At 53.7% G+C, this 17907-nt stretch carries 16 protein-coding genes, 1 tRNA gene and 1 pseudogene; 15 read left to right on the plus strand and 3 right to left on the minus strand.

Features of this window, described 5'->3' with window-relative positions:
- Window positions 1–2 precede the first annotated feature (2 nt).
- The 15 genes and pseudogenes from purD (at window position 3) to G5154_RS10530 (ending at window position 13881) form a co-directional block, all read left to right on the plus strand.
- Window positions 3–1295: a phosphoribosylamine--glycine ligase gene (gene purD / locus G5154_RS10460; protein ID WP_216980125.1), complete on the plus strand. Its 1293-nt coding sequence runs from the start codon at window positions 3–5 to the stop codon at window positions 1293–1295.
- 247 nt (window positions 1296–1542) lie between these two features.
- On the plus strand, window positions 1543–1917 hold the full coding sequence (locus tag G5154_RS10465) for a cytochrome b562 (RefSeq protein WP_216980126.1): 375 nt from the start codon (window positions 1543–1545) through the stop codon (window positions 1915–1917).
- On the plus strand, window positions 1898–2455 hold the full coding sequence (locus G5154_RS10470) for a cytochrome b/b6 domain-containing protein (protein ID WP_216980127.1): 558 nt from the start codon (window positions 1898–1900) through the stop codon (window positions 2453–2455). The genes G5154_RS10465 and G5154_RS10470 overlap by 20 nt, the downstream gene beginning before the upstream one ends.
- 630 nt (window positions 2456–3085) lie before the next feature.
- Entirely contained in the window at window positions 3086–4534 is a 1449-nt protein-coding gene (locus G5154_RS10475) for a tyrosine-type recombinase/integrase (RefSeq protein WP_043852300.1), read from the plus strand.
- The gene (locus tag G5154_RS10480; RefSeq protein ID WP_368172282.1) at window positions 4527–5537 is read left to right on the plus strand and encodes a DUF6387 family protein; all 1011 of its coding nucleotides are present in this window, start codon (window positions 4527–4529) and stop codon (window positions 5535–5537) included. Before G5154_RS10475 ends, G5154_RS10480 begins: the two co-directional genes overlap by 8 nt.
- 98 nt (window positions 5538–5635) lie before the next feature.
- A complete protein-coding gene (locus G5154_RS10485) occupies window positions 5636–5866 on the plus strand; it encodes a helix-turn-helix domain-containing protein (RefSeq protein ID WP_075116276.1) in 231 nt (76 codons plus the stop codon).
- A gap of 16 nt (window positions 5867–5882) precedes the next feature.
- Window positions 5883–6095: pseudogene (locus G5154_RS10490) on the plus strand (ogr/Delta-like zinc finger family protein); the annotation flags it as partial.
- 104 nt (window positions 6096–6199) lie between these two features.
- The gene (locus G5154_RS10495; protein ID WP_019444969.1) at window positions 6200–6829 is read left to right on the plus strand and encodes a GPO family capsid scaffolding protein; all 630 of its coding nucleotides are present in this window, start codon (window positions 6200–6202) and stop codon (window positions 6827–6829) included.
- 12 nt (window positions 6830–6841) lie between these two features.
- Complete coding sequence (locus G5154_RS10500) at window positions 6842–7807, plus strand: P2 family phage major capsid protein (protein WP_421263930.1); 966 nt, start codon at window positions 6842–6844, stop codon at window positions 7805–7807.
- 4 nt (window positions 7808–7811) lie between these two features.
- Entirely contained in the window at window positions 7812–8525 is a 714-nt protein-coding gene (locus G5154_RS10505) for a hypothetical protein (protein ID WP_421263931.1), read from the plus strand.
- A gap of 381 nt (window positions 8526–8906) precedes the next feature.
- Entirely contained in the window at window positions 8907–9074 is a 168-nt protein-coding gene (locus tag G5154_RS10510; RefSeq protein ID WP_231556980.1) for a host cell division inhibitor Icd-like protein, read from the plus strand.
- Window positions 9071–9322 (plus strand): hypothetical protein, encoded by a 252-nt coding sequence (locus G5154_RS10515; protein ID WP_043851642.1) that lies wholly within the window; start codon window positions 9071–9073, stop codon window positions 9320–9322. The genes G5154_RS10510 and G5154_RS10515 overlap by 4 nt, the downstream gene beginning before the upstream one ends.
- Window positions 9319–12036, plus strand: coding sequence for a DUF927 domain-containing protein (locus tag G5154_RS10520; protein ID WP_421263932.1), 2718 nt, complete (start codon window positions 9319–9321; stop codon window positions 12034–12036). Before G5154_RS10515 ends, G5154_RS10520 begins: the two co-directional genes overlap by 4 nt.
- Window positions 12037–12112: 76 nt before the next feature.
- Window positions 12113–13372, plus strand: a complete 1260-nt coding sequence (locus G5154_RS10525; RefSeq protein ID WP_421263933.1) for an AAA family ATPase — start codon at window positions 12113–12115, stop codon at window positions 13370–13372.
- Complete coding sequence (locus G5154_RS10530) at window positions 13369–13881, plus strand: hypothetical protein (protein WP_421263934.1); 513 nt, start codon at window positions 13369–13371, stop codon at window positions 13879–13881. Before G5154_RS10525 ends, G5154_RS10530 begins: the two co-directional genes overlap by 4 nt.
- A gap of 594 nt (window positions 13882–14475) precedes the next feature.
- Here G5154_RS10530 and G5154_RS10535 read toward each other — a convergent pair.
- From G5154_RS10535 to rpoD, 3 genes are all read right to left on the minus strand, one after another.
- Window positions 14476–14943, minus strand: a complete 468-nt coding sequence (locus G5154_RS10535) for a DUF2335 domain-containing protein (protein ID WP_167566886.1) — start codon at window positions 14941–14943, stop codon at window positions 14476–14478.
- A 769-nt stretch (window positions 14944–15712) separates the two neighbouring features.
- Window positions 15713–15789: transfer RNA gene (locus tag G5154_RS10540), tRNA-Ile, on the minus strand.
- Between the two features lie 187 nt (window positions 15790–15976).
- Window positions 15977–17872 (minus strand): RNA polymerase sigma factor RpoD, encoded by a 1896-nt coding sequence (rpoD, locus tag G5154_RS10545; RefSeq protein ID WP_263718854.1) that lies wholly within the window; start codon window positions 17870–17872, stop codon window positions 15977–15979.
- Window positions 17873–17907 lie beyond the last annotated feature (35 nt).

Here is a 17907-nt window from a genome sequence, read left to right on the forward strand (position 1 = left end):
CGATGAAAGTACTGATCATTGGCAATGGTGGCCGCGAACACGCCCTGGCCTGGAAGGCCAAGCAATCCCCTCTGGTGACCCGGGTCTTCGTCGCCCCCGGCAATGCTGGCACCGCGCACGAAGGGAGTATCGAGAACGTGGCTATCGCAGCTACCGATATTCCAGCTCTGCTGGCGTTTGCCAAGGAGCAGCGCATCGGTCTGACCATCGTTGGCCCGGAAGCGCCGCTGGTGAAAGGGGTGGTCGATGCCTTCCGTGCCGAGGGGCTGGCCATCTTCGGTCCGACCGCGGCTTCTGCTCAGCTGGAGGGCTCCAAGGCCTTTGCCAAGGATTTCCTGGCCCGTCACGCCATCCCGACTGCCGAGTACCAGAACTTCACCGAGGTGGAGCCCGCGCTGGCCTATCTGCGCGAGAAGGGAGCGCCCATCGTCATCAAGGCCGATGGTCTGGCCGCAGGTAAGGGGGTTATCGTGGCGATGACCCTGACCGAGGCCGAAGAGGCCGTGCGCGATATGCTCTCCGGCAATGCCTTTGGCGACGCCGGTGCCCGGGTGGTGATCGAGGAGTTTCTGGAAGGGGAAGAGGCGAGCTTCATCGTCATGGTCGATGGCGAGCATGTGCTGCCGATGGCCACCAGTCAGGATCACAAGCGGGTGGGGGATGGCGATACCGGCCTCAATACTGGCGGGATGGGCGCCTATTCGCCGGCGCCTGTGGTGACTGATGAAGTGCACCGCAAGGTGATGGAGCAGGTGATTATGCCGACCGTGCGCGGTATGGCGGCTGAGGGCAACGTCTACACCGGTTTCCTCTACGCTGGCCTGATGATCGACGGTGCAGGCAATCCCAAGGTGATCGAGTTCAACTGCCGCTTTGGTGATCCCGAGACCCAGCCCATCATGCTGCGGATGCGCTCCGATCTTGTGGAGCTCTGTCTGGCCGCCTGTGCCGGCAAGCTGGATCAGGTGGAAGCGAATTATGACCCCCGCGTAGCCATTGGTGTGGTGCTGGCTGCTGGCGGTTATCCCGGCGACTACCAGCAGGGCAAGGCCATTAGCGGTCTGCCGGTGGAAGAGGCGAGCGGCGAGAAGGTATTCCACGCGGGTACCCGCCTTGAGGGCGATACCGTAGTGACCGCCGGTGGCCGCGTGCTGTGCGCGACTGCGCTGGGCCATACAGTGGCTGAAGCGCAGCAGCGTGCCTATCAGCTGGCTGCCCGTATCCAGTGGGACGGTGTCTTCTATCGCAATGACATCGGCTGGCGCGCCATCGAGCGTGAACAGCAGGCAGGCTGATAGCCGATACCCGTAGTGACAAGCCCCGCCAATGGCGGGGTTTTTTATGCCGAAAAGTGCCTGATTGTCGATGCATTCATGTTGCTGTGGTTAACAAGCGAGGCACTCTTGTCACCATTTGCCACAAAAAACATCATTTTTCACAAACGCTTCACCATGAGTCATGGCATTATGCTGGTGATGAATTCCTGTTTGGATTCATAGGTGACCCTAATAATTTGAGCATGTTGTTATATAAGGAAATCCCATGTTGAAAACTGTTCGCCCCCTGCTGCTGCCTCTGATGTTCGGTCTGATCGCGTTGCCTGCCATGGCTGGCGATCTGGAACAGCCGATGAAGAAGATTGGCTTCAACTACAAGCAGGCGGTCAAGGCTGATGATCCGGCTACCATGGAGAAGCACATCAACGAGATGAAGGCCCAGCTGGATGTGGCCAAGCAGAAGAACATGCCTGCCGCCAAGAAGGAGAAGTTCCTCGAAGGCATGAATGAGGTACAGACCGAGCTGGATGCCAGCCTGGCTGCGCTCAAGGCCGGTGACGAAGCCAAGGCGCGCGAGCACCTGGCCAAGGTCAACGACCTGAAGAAGGAGTATCACAAGTATGCCAAGCAAAAAGGGTGATCCCTTTCGCTGGGATGCTGTGGTTCGCCTGACCCATTGGGGTGTGGCGGCGATCTGTATCGGCAACCTCTGGGTTAACGAAGCGGGGGAGGAGTGGCACGAGTGGCTGGGTTACGGCGCCATTGGGCTGGTCTCCTTGCGTCTGCTCTGGGGGCTCACTTTCGCCCGTGGCTACGCTCGCCTTAGTGCCTTAATCCCCAGCGGTGAGGATTTTCGCCAGCAAGCGCGCGAGATGCGTGAGCGGCAGCCTCCGGCACCGGGTCATCACGGCAGCGGCAAGCTGGCTGTGTGGGCGCTCTGGCTGGTCGTGCTGGCGACAGCAGGCAGCGGCTGGTTTCAGAATACCGAGACGGGATTTGAACTGGGGGCTGACGAGTGGCATGAGTGGTGCGTGGTGGCGCTGCAGGGACTGATTGGTCTGCATCTGCTGGCCATCGTCTTCACCTCCTGGCGCCAGCGCAGCAATCTGGTTACCCGGATGCTGCCTGCCATCGGGAGTCGCTCATCCATCCAGAGCGGCAGCAACGAGCAAACCTGAGGCTCAGCATTAGGCTACTTGTTTCTTAGTGAGGCGCCTGATCCAGACCCTGCCCAGACCCGCCCATGGCGGGTCTTTTCTATGGCCTCCTCGAGCTTATCACGGGACATTGCTCGATCCGCAGATGCAAAAAGGCCACTCATCATGAGCGGCCTTTTTCAATTTGGTGGCCCCTGGGGGACTTGAACCCACGACCAATCGATTATGAGCGTGGGGAAAACGCATTTTACTGTATTTACGTACAGTATATGATGTTATATAAATCAATGCCTTAGAGCGCAATGATCATTTTATGACCTTCTCTGGTATTCCCCTATATTCTCCCTCTGTCATATCCTATAGGTATCCTTTTTCGACCAATCGATTTCTAGGATACCTGGATCGATTGGTCGGCCAAGAGCAGGCTAGCCAGGGAAGGGAGCAGCAAACGCCACTCCCCCCCCTTGGGCCAAAAAAGGTCGCATAGGGTTTAAATATTGAGGTTACAGAGGTTACAAGGTTACAAGTCTCTATAGGCCACGGTTTTACTGGGTTTGTTTGTAACCTCACCATAAATAGTCAGAGGTTACAGAGGTTACAAGACCTGTCTTGCCTGCCCTTCCTCTGGCTAGCCTGTTTTGTAGGGGGAAGATGAAAGCGTTCAAATTCACCAAGGCCACGATCGATGCTCTGCCCCGCGCACCAGAGGGGAAGCAGGTCGAGTACTGTGATGCCATGGTGCAGGGGTTGAGGCTTCGGGTCGGGGCCACTGGAACCAAGTCGTTTAGCGTGGCCAAGAGGAAAGAGGGGCGCTTTATCAGGGCGACCTTGGGGCGCTATCCGGCATTGACCATCGACATGGCCCGCGCCAAGGCGCTGGAGATCCTGGGAGAGGTGGCCATCACTGGCCAGAACCCCAACGTGATCCGCCGCGAACAGGACAAGCTGAAAGTCACCCTGGGCGAGGCGATAGATGCCTACCTTGCCAGCCGTGGCGACCGGATCAGAACAGAGACGGCCAAGCACTACCGCGCCGATCTCAACAACTACTCCGGCGACTGGATGACGATCCCCTTGGTCAAACTCACGCGGGAAAAGATCGAGGTTCGCCACAAGGCCATCACCGAAGGGTTGCCCAGTGCCTGGCACGGCGCATCGCCAGAGTTTCGCAAGGCGGGCACCGGCAAGGGCAGCAAGGCGCAGGCTGACCGCTGGGCGCGCACACTGCGGGCCGTGTGGCGCTTTGCCCGTGATCACTATCGGGATGCCAATGATCGGGTCATGCTGCCCGAGCCACCGACCGAAGTCCTGAGCAGCAAGCGGCTTTGGCACAACACCCCCAGACGCAACGACCGGATCCGCACCCATGAACTGAGGCGCTGGCTGGATGCTGTGGAGCAGGTCAGGCAGCACGCCATCGACTGGCGGGACGATACGACCGCCACCGTCTGCGATGCCATCGACATGGCGCTGTTTACGGGGTTACGCCGCGCTGAAGTATTCCAGCTCACCTGGGATCGGGTCAGCATGAGCGGCGGCTACTTCTGGATTGACCAGACCAAGAATGGTGATCCGCTGGAGCTGCCGATCACCGATACCCTGCTCACCATTTTCCGCCGCCGTTGGCACTGGAACCTGAAACAGAGCCGGTTTGTGTTCCCTGGTCGTAATCCGGATCGCCCCATCCATGAACCGCGCCGTGTCATAGCCAAGATCTGTGCGGCTACTGTACCTAACCCCAACCCTGACGGCCTGCCGCCGCTCGAGTTCAAATGCCACGATGCCCGCCGTACCTTCGGCACCGTGGCCGAACTGGCCGAGGTCGGTCAGTACACCATCAAGCGCCTGATGAATCACCGCACACTGCGCAGTGCAGATGTCACCCAGGGTTACATCCACTTCACCGCAGACGAGCTGCGCAAACCGGCAACCAGGATTGAACGGGATATTTTGGAATACGCAGGCCGCTTGGACAGTAAAAATAATGCCAATAGTAATTTATTAACCATTTTCGCCACACTGCCAGAAACAGAACAACGCCGGTTATTACTAAGTCTGCATGGCGTGGCCGACAACGAGAGAGGAAAAGATCTTGTTTAAAGCTAGCTATATGGAGAGTGAAGAGTTTAAGCATTCCATAAAAAATGGAGATATGCAGGTTAAACTATTTTCTTTTTTCAAGAGTGATAAATTTAAAAACGTAGTAAAGTTGACCTCAAAAGAATTGATTGAACAATTACATTTGAGAGCGAATATTTATGACCTTCTAATAAAAAATGATCCCGCAGCAGGATATTATATAGAACCTTGGGTGAGGATGTGCAAATCTGACTCTCTGATGATTATCAGACCAGACGATATAGAAATTGATGTGTATGAGTTTATGAAGGGGAAAATGGAGCCTCACGAGGTTTCAGAGTTAATAAAGCAGACTGGCATATCAGAGTTCACCACACTACGGGAACTCCGTACCAAAACAAAGCAGTTCCAAGCATTTATTAATGATATTGTCTTGGATGAGCCTAGGGTGCTGTCACATCTGAATAGCGTGACCCCTCTTTCAGTTGGCAAGGTCTACGAGATGGCCAACATAGCTAAGGAGCTGGAGTTAAGCCCTGTCGATTCATTCAGCGCACATTATAAAACCAAGGCATGCGTGGATGCTTTTGCATCTGAACCTAATTATTCTCCTGGTGATAATATTGTTGTGTCGCTCAACTTGAGTCACTACACGAACAGGGAGATCCTGGAGGATATGGGCAGATTGCTTGATAAGTGGCGCCAGGAAAGCGCTATCGATTATTGCCAAGATGGAGTCAAGGCTAGCAATAATGCGTTGCGGAAGGCTCTAACCAATAAGTACCTCATGTTATTGGATACCATGATTGCTAATCAGCTCTATCCTGGTCTCATTAATGATGAGGTAACGTTGGATTTAGTATATCCGAATTTGAATATTGAGCCTGAATCGCTAAGAAAAACACATAGGAAAAACGCCCTGGCATTTGCTGATCACCAGTGTCTCAAAACGTGGGAAAGAACGCTTACTCATGCAGGTGTATGGAATATGCCGGTAGAGCAGGCGATAACAGAACCGTTCTAGATTCTCAAGTAAAAAAAACAGAGCTTCGTTTCTCCCTACTAATATCATGGCCCCCCAGAGAAAATTAGCACCATCAAAGCAATACTGGGGGTGCCAAGATGAAATCAGTAATAAACCAGAACACTCCGCAACGCCTTACTCGCCGTGAGGCTGCCGCCTACCTTGGGTTGTCCGAGAAGACCCTTGGGGTCTGGGCCAGTAATGGCCGGTATGAGATCCCTTACTACAAGCTCGGCAACCGTACCCTCTACGAACGCGCCGATCTCGATGCGTTCCTCGCCTCCCGCAAGATGCTGCATTCCAGCAAACCCGCGAACTCCGTCCAATAACCAGGAGGTATGCACTATGCGCGTAATGTGCACCGAGTGCGGCCAATTAGGCCGTATCACCAAAACCAATCGCATGACGGTAGGGATCGCCAATCTCTATTGCCAATGCACTGATGCCAGTTGCGGTCACTCTTGGGTGTCCACACTGGCCTATAGCCACACCCTGAGCCCTTCAGCCAAGCGAGCCAGCGCCATGGCCATCGCACTGGCGCGAGGGCTGTCGCCGGAGGCGCACGCCCCGCTGTGTCAAAGCATGAACGAACGCCAAAAACAGCTGGATGAGCAGGCCGCTAAAGAGCAAAAAAAAACCGTTTCAAATGATCGGTGGGTGCTATGAGTAGTCAAGTCAAAACCGGCTGGGTGTGCATCGCCACGGCGGGGCCAACACTGGATGGCCGCACTATTACCCCCGAGTGCCTGCGCGAGCTGGCCCAGACCTACAACCCGAGTTTCTATGTGGCCAACCTCTGGCCAGAGGGGGCACGCATTCGCCCACTTGGCTATGTGGATGCGGTGAAGGTGCAAGAGGAAGACGGCCAGCTCAAGCTGATGGCGGTACTTTGTCCGACCCTTGAGCTGATTGACCTCAACGCCAACGGCAGCCACGGCTTTTGCACCATTGAGGCGGCTGAAAACTTTGCAGGAACTGGCCAGTGGTATCTGGCGGGGGTCTCTGTCACCGACCAGCCGACCATCACGGGGCTGACCCAACTGCAATTCAGTGCCAAGCGGCCCGAGGCGCGCCCGCTCTTGGTGCCAGCCTCTTTGCCTGTGCCAGTCCCCACCAAACCGGTGAACCGGACACCAGACCCTGATCGCATGTTTAAGCAGCTGGAAACCTTGGTGTCGGATATCGACAGCATCAACAAAAAGCTCGCCAGCATGATGCCCTGCCCACCAGACCCGCCCACTGCTGGCCGCCGTGATAACCCCGACTCTGACAACACCTACCCCCTCTACTAAGGAGCCTTTCTGATGACCTTATCTGACCTGCTGCGCGATGTGCGCATGAGCTTTGCCCCCGCGCCGCAACCCAGTTTCGGCAACCTCGACAATGCCACCAGTTTGGCTCTGACGGCGGCCATTTTGCAGGCCGTCCCGTTCCTGTGGATGGTCTCTATCTTGGGGGTGGATGACCCGCACGCCCCGCGCTTTGACCCGCTCAAGCCAACCCTGCGCAGTGGCCGCAAGGCGCAAGCGCGTTTCATGGTTCCGGCCAAGCCGAGCAAGCGCGCCCACCAATACGAAGAGATGGACAGCAGCGTTATCTGGACATGGCAACAGCTGGCCCAAATGCTGGAAGGGCTCGACCAAGCCCAGGTTAACGCCCTGCTCGAAGAGCTGGCCTTGGCCGCCTTTGGTGATGACTTGATACGGGTCGGCTTCCATGGCCAATCTGCTGCCGTCAATACCGACCCCGTTGCCAACCCCAACGGGGAGGATGTGATGGTGGGCTGGCCCGCCTTGGCCAAGGCAGCTGACCCCGAGGGGCTGCGGGTGCTGCGCGATGCGGTCACCTTCTCCACAAGCGGCAAGGGCGATTTCGCCGACCTCGACAGCATGGTGTATGCCCTGATTGAGAAGCTGCCTGAGGCGTACCGCCAAGACCCGCGCTTGGTGGTGATGGTCGGTGGCGACCTGCTGCGCGCTCACCAGAAAGCCCACCTCAAGGCCGGACAGGTACGGGATAAAACCCAGCGCATGAAGATTGCGGATTTGGGCTTTGTCTCGCACGAGCATATGCCAGGCACCTATCTGGCCATCACGCTGGTCGAGAACCTGCAGGTGCTCACCGTCAACCACACCCACCGCCTCACTGCGGGCGACATTGACGACTTGGCCAGCTGGGGCATTCGCTACAACCGCGCCCAGACCTACGCCTTGGGCGAGCCAACCGCCTACGCAGCTTTTGATGCCATCACCCTTGTCACTGAGGAGTAACACGATGCAAGAGAATCTTACTGTGCAGGCCGTGCCGACTGCCCCCGCTGCCACTTGTGCCAGTCGCCTGGATGAACATGTGGCCCTGTTTCAAAGCGAACACAGCAAGCTGATAGAACTCGACCAAGAGATATTGACCTTGCGCGAGCAGCGCAAAAACCTGATGGCGCAAATCCCGTCTGCCCAGGCGCGCCGTGAGGAGCTGCGTCAAGGGCGGATAAGCCAGATGATGGGGGGAGAGGTCTCGCTGGAGGAGGCGCGGGAATACCGCGAATTGGCCGAGTTGATAGAGGATGCCCAAGCGGCGGCCAGCATGTCGGAGCGCCAAGAGAAACGCTTGGCATTGCCGCTCTATGATGCCCAGCGTGAAACCGACCTCGCCAAGCGGAGGGTCTCCGGATGGTATGACAACCACCTCGACAACAAGTTGGCGCCCGCCATCTTGAAACCGCTCAAACAACAGTTGGCAGAGCTGGCTGCGTTGACCCGTGCCAAAGGGTGCATCATGGGGCTCGAGGAGGCCCGCCGCTGGGCACTTGCCGAGTTGGGGAGTGCTCTCAATGAGGCATTGAACGGCGAGCCGGTGGCGCTGGAGGGGGATAACCCCGCAGCACGCAACGCGCTCATTACCTCAACCCGTCCGGAGTGCGCTGATCTGCTGGCGTTGTGTGACAGTCCAGGCAAACGGCAGCAACTGAAAAGGGAGTTGGGGAAGTAACCGCCCAGAAAAACAAAAGGGAGCCTGCCAGGGCTCCCTATTTGCTTACCCCACCCCCAAATCCAGAGGAGCAAGCCCATGCACCATAGCAAAGCCCCTGATCCCCAGCAAGAGTTGCATCCACAGATCAATTCGGATAGCCTTCCTCGTGTCGCCTTAAGCAAGCGACAAGGCTGGCGGATTAAGCACCCGCAAGCAGCGACTCACGTAGGAAAATTTGCGTCCCTTTCCCCCATTTCTGGCATCTTGCCGGAGATCTATCCTGTTTTGGGGGCATGGGTCGGGAGCCAAAGAAAACGCCCCCACTGTGCCTGCCTACGTGAGCACTGCTTTGCGGCTACCCGATCCGCCCTGCGTCAACTTCACGTAGGGATAACCCAAATGATCTTCACCTTCCTGATCGCCACTCATGGCAGGGTCTCTGACCTTCACCGTATACGCACTATTTCTGCTGTCGCTGATACCGAAGCCCAAGCGCGCGCCAATCTGCCTGGCTTGCCGCTCGTGTTTGTTGCCCGTATTCCCAATGCGAAAAGGGGGCAAGTATGAACACCCACCAAACCCCCTCCAAAGAGCTTACCCGCGTTACTGCTGAACTGGATACGTCAGTGTGTGCCCTTCATACCCTTTCCCATTTGTTGTCAGCCAGCGTGGATTGGGAGCGTAAGAGCCGCATCGACCATGAAGAGTTTACCTATGGCCTGTCTGGCCTGCTCAAGGCACTGGCGAAAGACATAGACACCAACTCTTGCCGGATCAGTGAGCTGAATGATCGGCTGCCTGGAGGTGAGTCATGACCTCTATTCGAATTGTCTCTGATGTCTCCCTGGCAGCCCGTGGCCAATGGCCCTTTATCCTAGCTGAACTTGGCCTATCGGTTCCCAAGCGTGGCCAGCATGGCCCATGCCCTGCCTGCGGTGGCAAAGACCGGTTTCGCCTGGATGACAAGGAGGGGCGGGGCACCTGGATTTGTTCCCAGTGCGGCGCCGGTGATGGCTTAACCCTGCTGGCCAAGGCCACCCACAAGAGCACCAAGGAGGCCGCCCAAGAGGTGGCCACCTTGCTCGGGTTATCCCCAGACGGTCTCGATGCAAACGAGGTCGCCGCCCGCCGACAGAACGCCGAGCAGGTAGCAGCCAAAGCCAGACAGGATGAAGAGAAAGCCAAGCGGAAAGCCTGCACCAGGGCCGCCTCAATCATGGGGGATTGCGTTAAGGGTCGTAGCCCCTATCTCTCCCTCAAGCACCTGCCAGACTGGCTGGCAGATACTAATCAGACCCTGATCCGAGAAGCGCGGCACAACTTCCCCCAAGGCTCCCTGGTTATCCCGCTCACGGATGAACATGATCAGCTGGTTAACGTTCAGCTCATCGACCCCCAGGGCGAAAAGCGCTATTTGGCCGGTGGCCAGAAAGCTGGTGCATTTCACCGGTTAACCGGCGGGTTACGGGTGGCAATCTGTGAAGGCTACGCAACGGGTGTCTCTGTCCATTTGGCGACAGGGGCAACCGTCTATTGCGCCATGGATGCAAACAATCTGCTGGCCGTGGCGGAGATAGCCCAGCGCAGAGAGGGAGCAGAGCCGATCCTGATTACCGGTGACAACGACGCCCATATTGATGGCAACCCTGGCCAAGCCAAAGCCCAAGAAGCAGCAACAGCGATAGGGGGGCTGATCTGCCTTCCTGGTGAAGCTGGTGACTGGAACGATTACCACCAGGCCCATGGGCTGCTCGATACCAAGAAGGCGATCATGACCTCTTTCGCAGATACCAAGACCCCAACAGAACAAGCACCAGAGACACCAGAACTCCCCGACAACTACAGCATGGGGAAAGATCGCCTCTTTGCTATGGAGTGGCGCGGCAAGGGGGAGGAGGCCGAACGGGTGCCGGTGCCTATCAGTTCTCCGCTGCATGTCAGGGCGATCACCCACACTGAACAGGGCCAAGGCTTTGGCCGGTTGCTGGAGTGGCGGGATACCAACGGCAAGACCCGCCGTTGGGCGATGCCCATGCGCATGTTGGTTCACAAAGGCGGCGAGGAGGTATTTGGCCAGCTGGCGGAAAGCGGGCTCAGTTATATCAACATGAGCAAAAAGAACCTGCTGCGCGATTACCTGATGAGCTGCCAACCGCAAGCTAGGATCACCTGTGTCGAGCGCACTGGATGGCACAAGCGGGCCTATGTGCTGCCAAATGGCAACTTGGGGCCGGATGCCAACGAGGTGATCCTGCAAACCACCGGTTATGTGAATAACGACTTCACTACGTCCGGCACCTTGGCCGAGTGGCAAGCCCAGGTTGCCGCCCTGGCGGTTGGCAATAGTCGGTTAGCCTTTGCTATGTCGTGTGCCTTTGCTGCCCCACTGCTATCGCTGATTGGAGTTGAGGGGGGCGGTTTCCACCTGAAAGGCGAGAGTACTGATGGCAAGACCACCGTCATGATGGCTGCCGCCAGCGTGTACGGCCCCGAGGCGTTCGCCCATACCTGGCGAGCCACCGGTAACGCGATAGAAGGGATCGCAAGTCGCCGCAATGATGCCTTGCTGTGCCTAGATGAAATCAAGGAGGTGGATGGACGGGAGGCCGGTCTGGTCGCCTATATGCTGGCCAACGGACAGGGCAAGGGCCGGAGCCGCCAGGATGGGGAGCTGCGCGAGCGCAAGCAGTGGCGTCTGCTGTTCCTCTCAACGGGTGAGCTTTCCCTGGAAGACCACGCCGAGCAGGCGGGTCAGCGCACCTTTGCTGGTATGGAGATCCGTACCATCCAGATCCCGAGTGATACCGGCAAACACGGTGCGTTTGAGGAGCTGCATGGCATGGCTGATGGCCGCCAGTTTGCCGATACCCTGCGCGAGCGCCTGCAAGGGCAACACGGCACAGCCTTTCGAGCCTACATAGAGGCATTGGCCAATGACTTGAACGGGCACAGCGCTTGGATGAAGGGCGAGATCCGCCGGTTGGTCACGGCCATGACCCCAGAGGGCGCTGGTAATCAGGTAGGGCGAGCTATTAACCGCTTTGCCCTGGTTGCAGCAGCTGGTGAGCTGGCCACCCGCTTGGGTATCACTGGATGGCAAGCAGGAGAAGCCACCAAAGCCGCACGAACTTGCCTTGATGCGTGGTTGGCCGACCGTGGACACCTGGGCAACCAGGAAGATGCGGCAACCCTGCGCCAGATCCGCCAGTTCTTCACCGTCTACCAGTACAGTCGATTTGCTGACTGGGATGATCCAAATCATAGGCCTGCTCAGATGGTTGGATATCGGAAGAACCCTAAGATGGGAAGTGATGAAGGTGTATTATTTTTTGTTCTCCCAGAGGGATGGCGGGAGATCAACCAAGGGGGAGACTATAAAAAGGCTGCACGTTTAGCACTGAAACACGGTTGGATAATCAAGGCTCAACCTGGCAAAACACAAATGCTAGTGCGCCTCCCTAATACCTCAAAGCCTGTACGAGTATACATGCTGGGATGTTCTATTTTTTCTGACTCTGCGGTGTTGTAGCTAGCTTCGACAAATAGTAGGATTCCTTTAAGAAGATGATTTTCATTAACATATTTTGCAAGAGTGAGAGGCTTAAGTGATAAAGCAAATAAATCTTACAAACTGGAAAAGTTATGAAAAGTCCAGTTTATACATAGACCCATTAACAATTCTAATTGGTACAAATGCTAGTGGAAAATCTAATGTTCTTGATGCACTAGTTTTTTTACAAAGAGCGACGTCAGGGCTCAGTCTGCATCAATCTATTTTCGGTGATATGAATATTTCACCTCTTAGAGGTGGTGCTGAATGGATTTGTAGAAGAGGGACTGAGGAATTTTCCATTGAAGTCATTTTTGGTTCAGAAAATAAATTCATAGACTACAAATACTCTCTTACTGTGAGAGTTCACGAAACTGTAAGGGCTGAAGTATCGCAAGAGGAGTTGTTAATTCAGCGTTATGGACCAAGGTCTACGACTGCAAAAGAAAAACGCCTCTTTTATACTCAACAACAAGATGTTGCCGGTACTCCAAGTATACCTGCATATTTCGCATCAGGAACTAATGGTCCAGGGAAGAGACTTGATCTGAATCGATCTTTTACGATCATTAATCAAGCGGAAAGCCTGCTGATTCGCAAGGAAATCCAAGATGCAGTACGGTTGGTAATAAACCAACTACAAAAAATATTTGTATTTGATCCAATCCCAAGTCATATGAGAGGGTACACTCCATTCTCAGATAAATTACAATCTGATGGATCAAATATTGCGGGGGTTTTAGCTGCGTTAGAGATTGATGAAAAACAACTAGTAGAACAAATTCTGACAGACTATTTGAGAAAACTGCCTGAAAGAGACATTGCCAAAGTGTGGGCCGAGTCAGTAGGAAGGTTCAAAACTGACGCAATGATCTATTGTTCTGAAACATGGCATGATGGTAATGAAGAAACTGTCGATGCACGAGGAATGTCTGATGGGACATTACGCTACTTAGCTATAGTAACAGCCATGCTCACTAGAGCAGAAGGAAGCCTTCTTGTAATTGAAGAGATTGATAATGGGTTGCATCCTTCTAGAGCAAAAATCCTTATTAATATGTTGAGAGATTTAGGTAGGGATAGAGGAATTGATGTTATTGTAACAACGCACAATCCAGCTTTACTTGATGCGGCAGGTAATAAAATGGTTCCATTTATTACTGTGGCACATAGAGATCTAGAAACAGGATTTAGTGTACTAACTCCATTGGAAGATATAGAGAAACTTGACTACTTGATGGCAAGGGGATCATTGGGGCGGCTCTCAACAGAAGGTGCAATTGAAAAAGCGCTGATGTCGGGGGATTCCTTATGAGAAAGGTCCTGATAATAGATACAAGTGTTCTATGTGTGTGGCTACAAGTGCCAGGGATGCTTGATTGTGGCCCTCAGAGAGATAAGTGGACCCATGAACGTATAGTTGAAAAAATAGAGGCCTCAAGAGCGGAAGGTGCATTGCTAGTACTTCCTTTAGCAACCATTATTGAGACTGGTAATCATATTACAAGGCATGCTGATTGTTATAATACGGCAATGAGATTATCAGAAAAAATTAGGGAGTGTGCGAATGGAGATAGTCCTTGGGCTGCCTTTGTAGAACAAGCAGAATTGTGGACAACAGAGAGGTTAATTCAACTTGCTGATAATTGGCCCATTCTTGCTGCAAGAGCCATATCTATAGGTGACGCAACAATAAAGGATGTAGCAAGTTATTATCTTGACATGGGAAGACATGTTGAAATATTGACCGGCGATCAAGGTCTTCAAGAAGAACTACCAGAAATTAGGACATTACCTAGACGGCGTGCCGCACGTACACAGTGAAATAATTTTTCATTTTTTAAAATCTCCATTAATTGAAAATAATAAAAAGGCCCCTTGATTATGGGCCTTTTTATTATTGGACGTACTGTATATATCGCTTCCGTGGCCTGCCATAGGACTACAGACAAAGCGATGCAACGAAATCCGCGCTCATCCGCTCCCGCCTGCGGGCTGCGTTAAGAAAATTTTTTGCAAAAATGGATTACCGCAGTTTCCTAGCTCTAGGCCGCGCCGTTCTTGGGGTTTAGGGGCTTGGGAGGAACTGCACGAAGTGAAAGGAATTGCAGCTTTTTGCAAAACCACATCCCATTTTTGAGGCACAAAGAAAACTTAATCCTTTGATATATATGAAAAAACTGTACTTTTCGTGGACGTTTATCTATCTCCACGCTTTAACCTTTTACTTGCAGAAATACAATTTTCTTCTTTATAAACAGTGGTTTAAGTAAAGATGGGCATACAGAAGGAACTGTAGGATTTCAGTTTTGTGGGCGCATAGTCTGGGTTAGCAGTGCGAGACAAGGTGAGAAGAACTATTGAGGCAGGGAAAGAGGCTCTGAGAGCCTCTTGGTAACACTAACTATCTTGCTCAAGCTACTGGGATTTTCTACCAATAACAAAGACCGTGACGAGGGCCACTAGATCAACAGAGCCAATAATGGCTGCCAGTGTCTCAAGACCATTCAAGCCAAGCACAACCGTAATTAGTGCAAAGCTCAAAGCGAGGAGTAAACCGTAGTTTTGTCCACGTTTATCGCGGTTGATATCACCGTTCAGAGCAATAGTGTCAATGCTATGACGGTGAGCTTGTTCTCGCTCCGCCATTTGAATAATTCGCTCAGCGGTGCCAGGTAGGATCGTCTCGTAAGACTTCAGTACTTTAGGGGGAGGGAGTGGGCCAGAAAAAAACTCTCTTGAAATCATAGACTTGATTTCTGGCTTTTGAATTAAACGTTCTAACAGCTCAGGATGAGCGAGTACATCATCCTCAATGCGGCTGAGTTTGGTATCAGCCGCATTTTCATCATGATCTGGACGGTTGGCCGGTGTTGTATTTTCCATTTACCTTATCTATCGCATTCCAAAGATCTTTACCTACAGCAACCCAGTCACTAGCCAGTTTGTCTGCGTCTGACGTGTGCTGCCGAGCCTTTGCATAGCTACGACTAGGCATCAAGTCCAAGATTGAACCCGCAGCATAGAGAATTCTGTAGCTTGTTGCTTTCATCTCACCTCACCTCACTACTCTTTTAATGAAAGGCTCTAGGTATTTATGATTGCCTTTCTATACCCATAGTAACTGATAGGCGCAACAGAGGGTATCAAATTTGAGCAAGCTAATGCTTAGCCGCTGGGCCTAGCGGGGTAGGATTTCATGCTCTATGGAAAAGTGTAACCTCTCAGTGTTACAGGTTACCGCGTCAAGAAAAATGGCTACAGCCCGCACCAGACAAGGGCTACAGGCTTGTAACCTCCTGCCTCTTTCGGAGCGTGTAACCTCTATCCGCTTTTTGCGCTCTGAGTGGGGTTACAGCTCAAAGCCGCGCCATTACTGGGCTAGAGCCGAGTTGTAACCTCGTAACCCGTGTAACCCCGCTTTTTTCAACATATAGAGATAGAAAAGGGAAATCTGGGGAGGAGAAAAAATTTTAGCGAAGGTTCTCAAAAGAGAACATTTCGACGAGGCTGATAATTTTTCTTCTTGGTGGAGAAAAATTTTTTGAGGGGATGGGGAGTGGTTTTAGAGTGGTTACTCTACAGGCTGAGATATCCTATAGGTATCCTATTGAAAAGAGGGTTAGCGAGTACTATCTCGCTAACCCTCTGGAATTGGTGGCCCCTGGGGGACTTGAACCCACGACCAATCGATTATGAGTCGACTGCTCTGACCAACTGAGCTAAGGGGCCAAATTGTGCGTTTAGCGGCGTGGATTATAGGGGAAGAGGAAAGGGCAGTCTATAGGCATATCAACCACTTGGCGACTAATTGTCCAGCTTGATTGAGGGCGCAAAGAGGGTCGCAAGGGTAAATGCCAGACAAAACAAAGCCCCGCATGGCGGGGCTTTGGCAGAGTAGTTTGACACAGGGTCAGGACTATTCGTCCAGGAAGCTGCGCAGCACTTCCGAGCGGCTCGGGTGGCGCAGTTTGCGCAGTGCCTTGGCTTCGATCTGACGAATACGCTCACGGGTAACGTCGAACTGCTTGCCCACTTCCTCGAGGGTGTGGTCAGTGTTCATGTCGATACCGAAACGCATCCGCAGTACCTTGGCTTCGCGAGCAGTCAGACCGGCCAGCACTTCGCGGGTGGCGTTGCGCAGGCTTTCGCTGGTCGCTGCATCCGCTGGCAGAGCCAGGGTGGTATCTTCGATAAAGTCGCCCAAGTGGGAATCTTCATCATCACCGATGGGCGTCTCCATGGAGATAGGCTCTTTGGCGATCTTCAGTACCTTGCGGATTTTGTCTTCCGGCATGCCCATGCGCATGGCCAGCTCTTCCGGGTTCGGTTCGCGACCCATTTCCTGCAGCATCTGACGGGAGATACGGTTGAGCTTGTTGATGGTCTCGATCATGTGTACCGGGATACGGATGGTACGGGCCTGATCCGCGATGGAGCGGGTAATGGCCTGACGGATCCACCAGGTTGCATAGGTCGAGAACTTGTAGCCACGACGGTATTCAAACTTGTCTACCGCCTTCATCAGACCGATGTTGCCCTCCTGGATCAGATCCAGGAACTGCAAGCCGCGGTTGGTGTATTTCTTGGCGATAGAGATAACCAGACGCAAGTTGGCCTCAACCATCTCTTTCTTCGCACGGCGGGCCTTGGCCTCACCGATGCTCATACGACGGTTGATATCCTTGATCTGGGCAATCGACAGACCGGTCTCTTCTTCAATCTGCTGCAGCTTGCCGATGGCGCGCTGAATATCCTCGTCCATTTCAACCAGACGGGGAGACCAGGCTTTGCCAGCCTGCTTCTGGTATTCGAACCAGGCAGTTTCACACTCGTTGTTGGTGAAGGCCGCGACGAAGGTTTTCTTCGGCATCTTGGCCTGCTCAACGCAGAGCTTCATGATGATGCGTTCCTGCACGCGGACGCGCTCCATCATTTCACGCATGTTGTTGACCAGGCGATCGAACTGCTTGGGCATCAGGCGGAATTGACGGAATACATCGGCCAGCTGGGCGATGGCGGCCTGGGTATCTTCGTGCGCGCGACCATTCTTCTGAATGGAGAGGCGGGTCACTTCATACTGGGCACGCAGTTCACCGAACTTCTCGCGAGCGACTTCCGGATCCGGACCACCGTCACCGTCGTCGTCAGAGCTGTCACCATCTTCGTCTTCGTCTTCTTCGTCCTCTTCATCTTCGTCGGCCAGATCGTCTTCGCCGAGTTCGGAACCGATATGCGTGGCGGTAGGCGCCATATCTTCAGTTTCGTTCGGGTCAATAAAGCCAGAGATGATGTCAGAGAGACGCAGCTGCTCGGCTTCGTACTTGTCGTACTGTTCGAGCAGGTAAGTAATTGCTTCAGGGTACTCGGCTACGGAGCTTTGTACCTGGTTGATACCGTCTTCGATCCGCTTGGCGATGTCGATTTCGCCTTCACGGGTCAGCAGTTCGACGGTACCCATTTCCCGCATATACATGCGGACGGGATCGGTCGTGCGACCAATCTCAGATTCAACAGATGCCAGAGCCTGGGCCGCTGCTTCGGCAGCGTCCTCATCGGCGGTACCACCTTCAGCCATGATAAGGTCATCGGCATCCGGAGCGTTTTCAACCACTTGAATGCCCATATCGTTGATCATCTGAATGATGTCTTCGATCTGGTCTGAATCGACAATGTCTTGCGGGAGGTGATCGTTCACCTCGGCATAGGTCAGGTAGCCCTGTTCTTTACCTTTGGCAACGAGGAGTTTAAGCTGAGACTGCGGGGTTTGCTCCATAGAACTCATCCGGTTGGTGTTGCTAGGTTGCGCGTACAGTGCGCTGCTGCGCAAATAGCCAATTCTAATAGAAA

The sequence above is a fragment of the Aeromonas sp. 600527 genome (assembly GCF_049175415.1).
Classification (GTDB): Bacteria; Pseudomonadota; Gammaproteobacteria; order Enterobacterales; family Aeromonadaceae; genus Aeromonas; species Aeromonas veronii_A.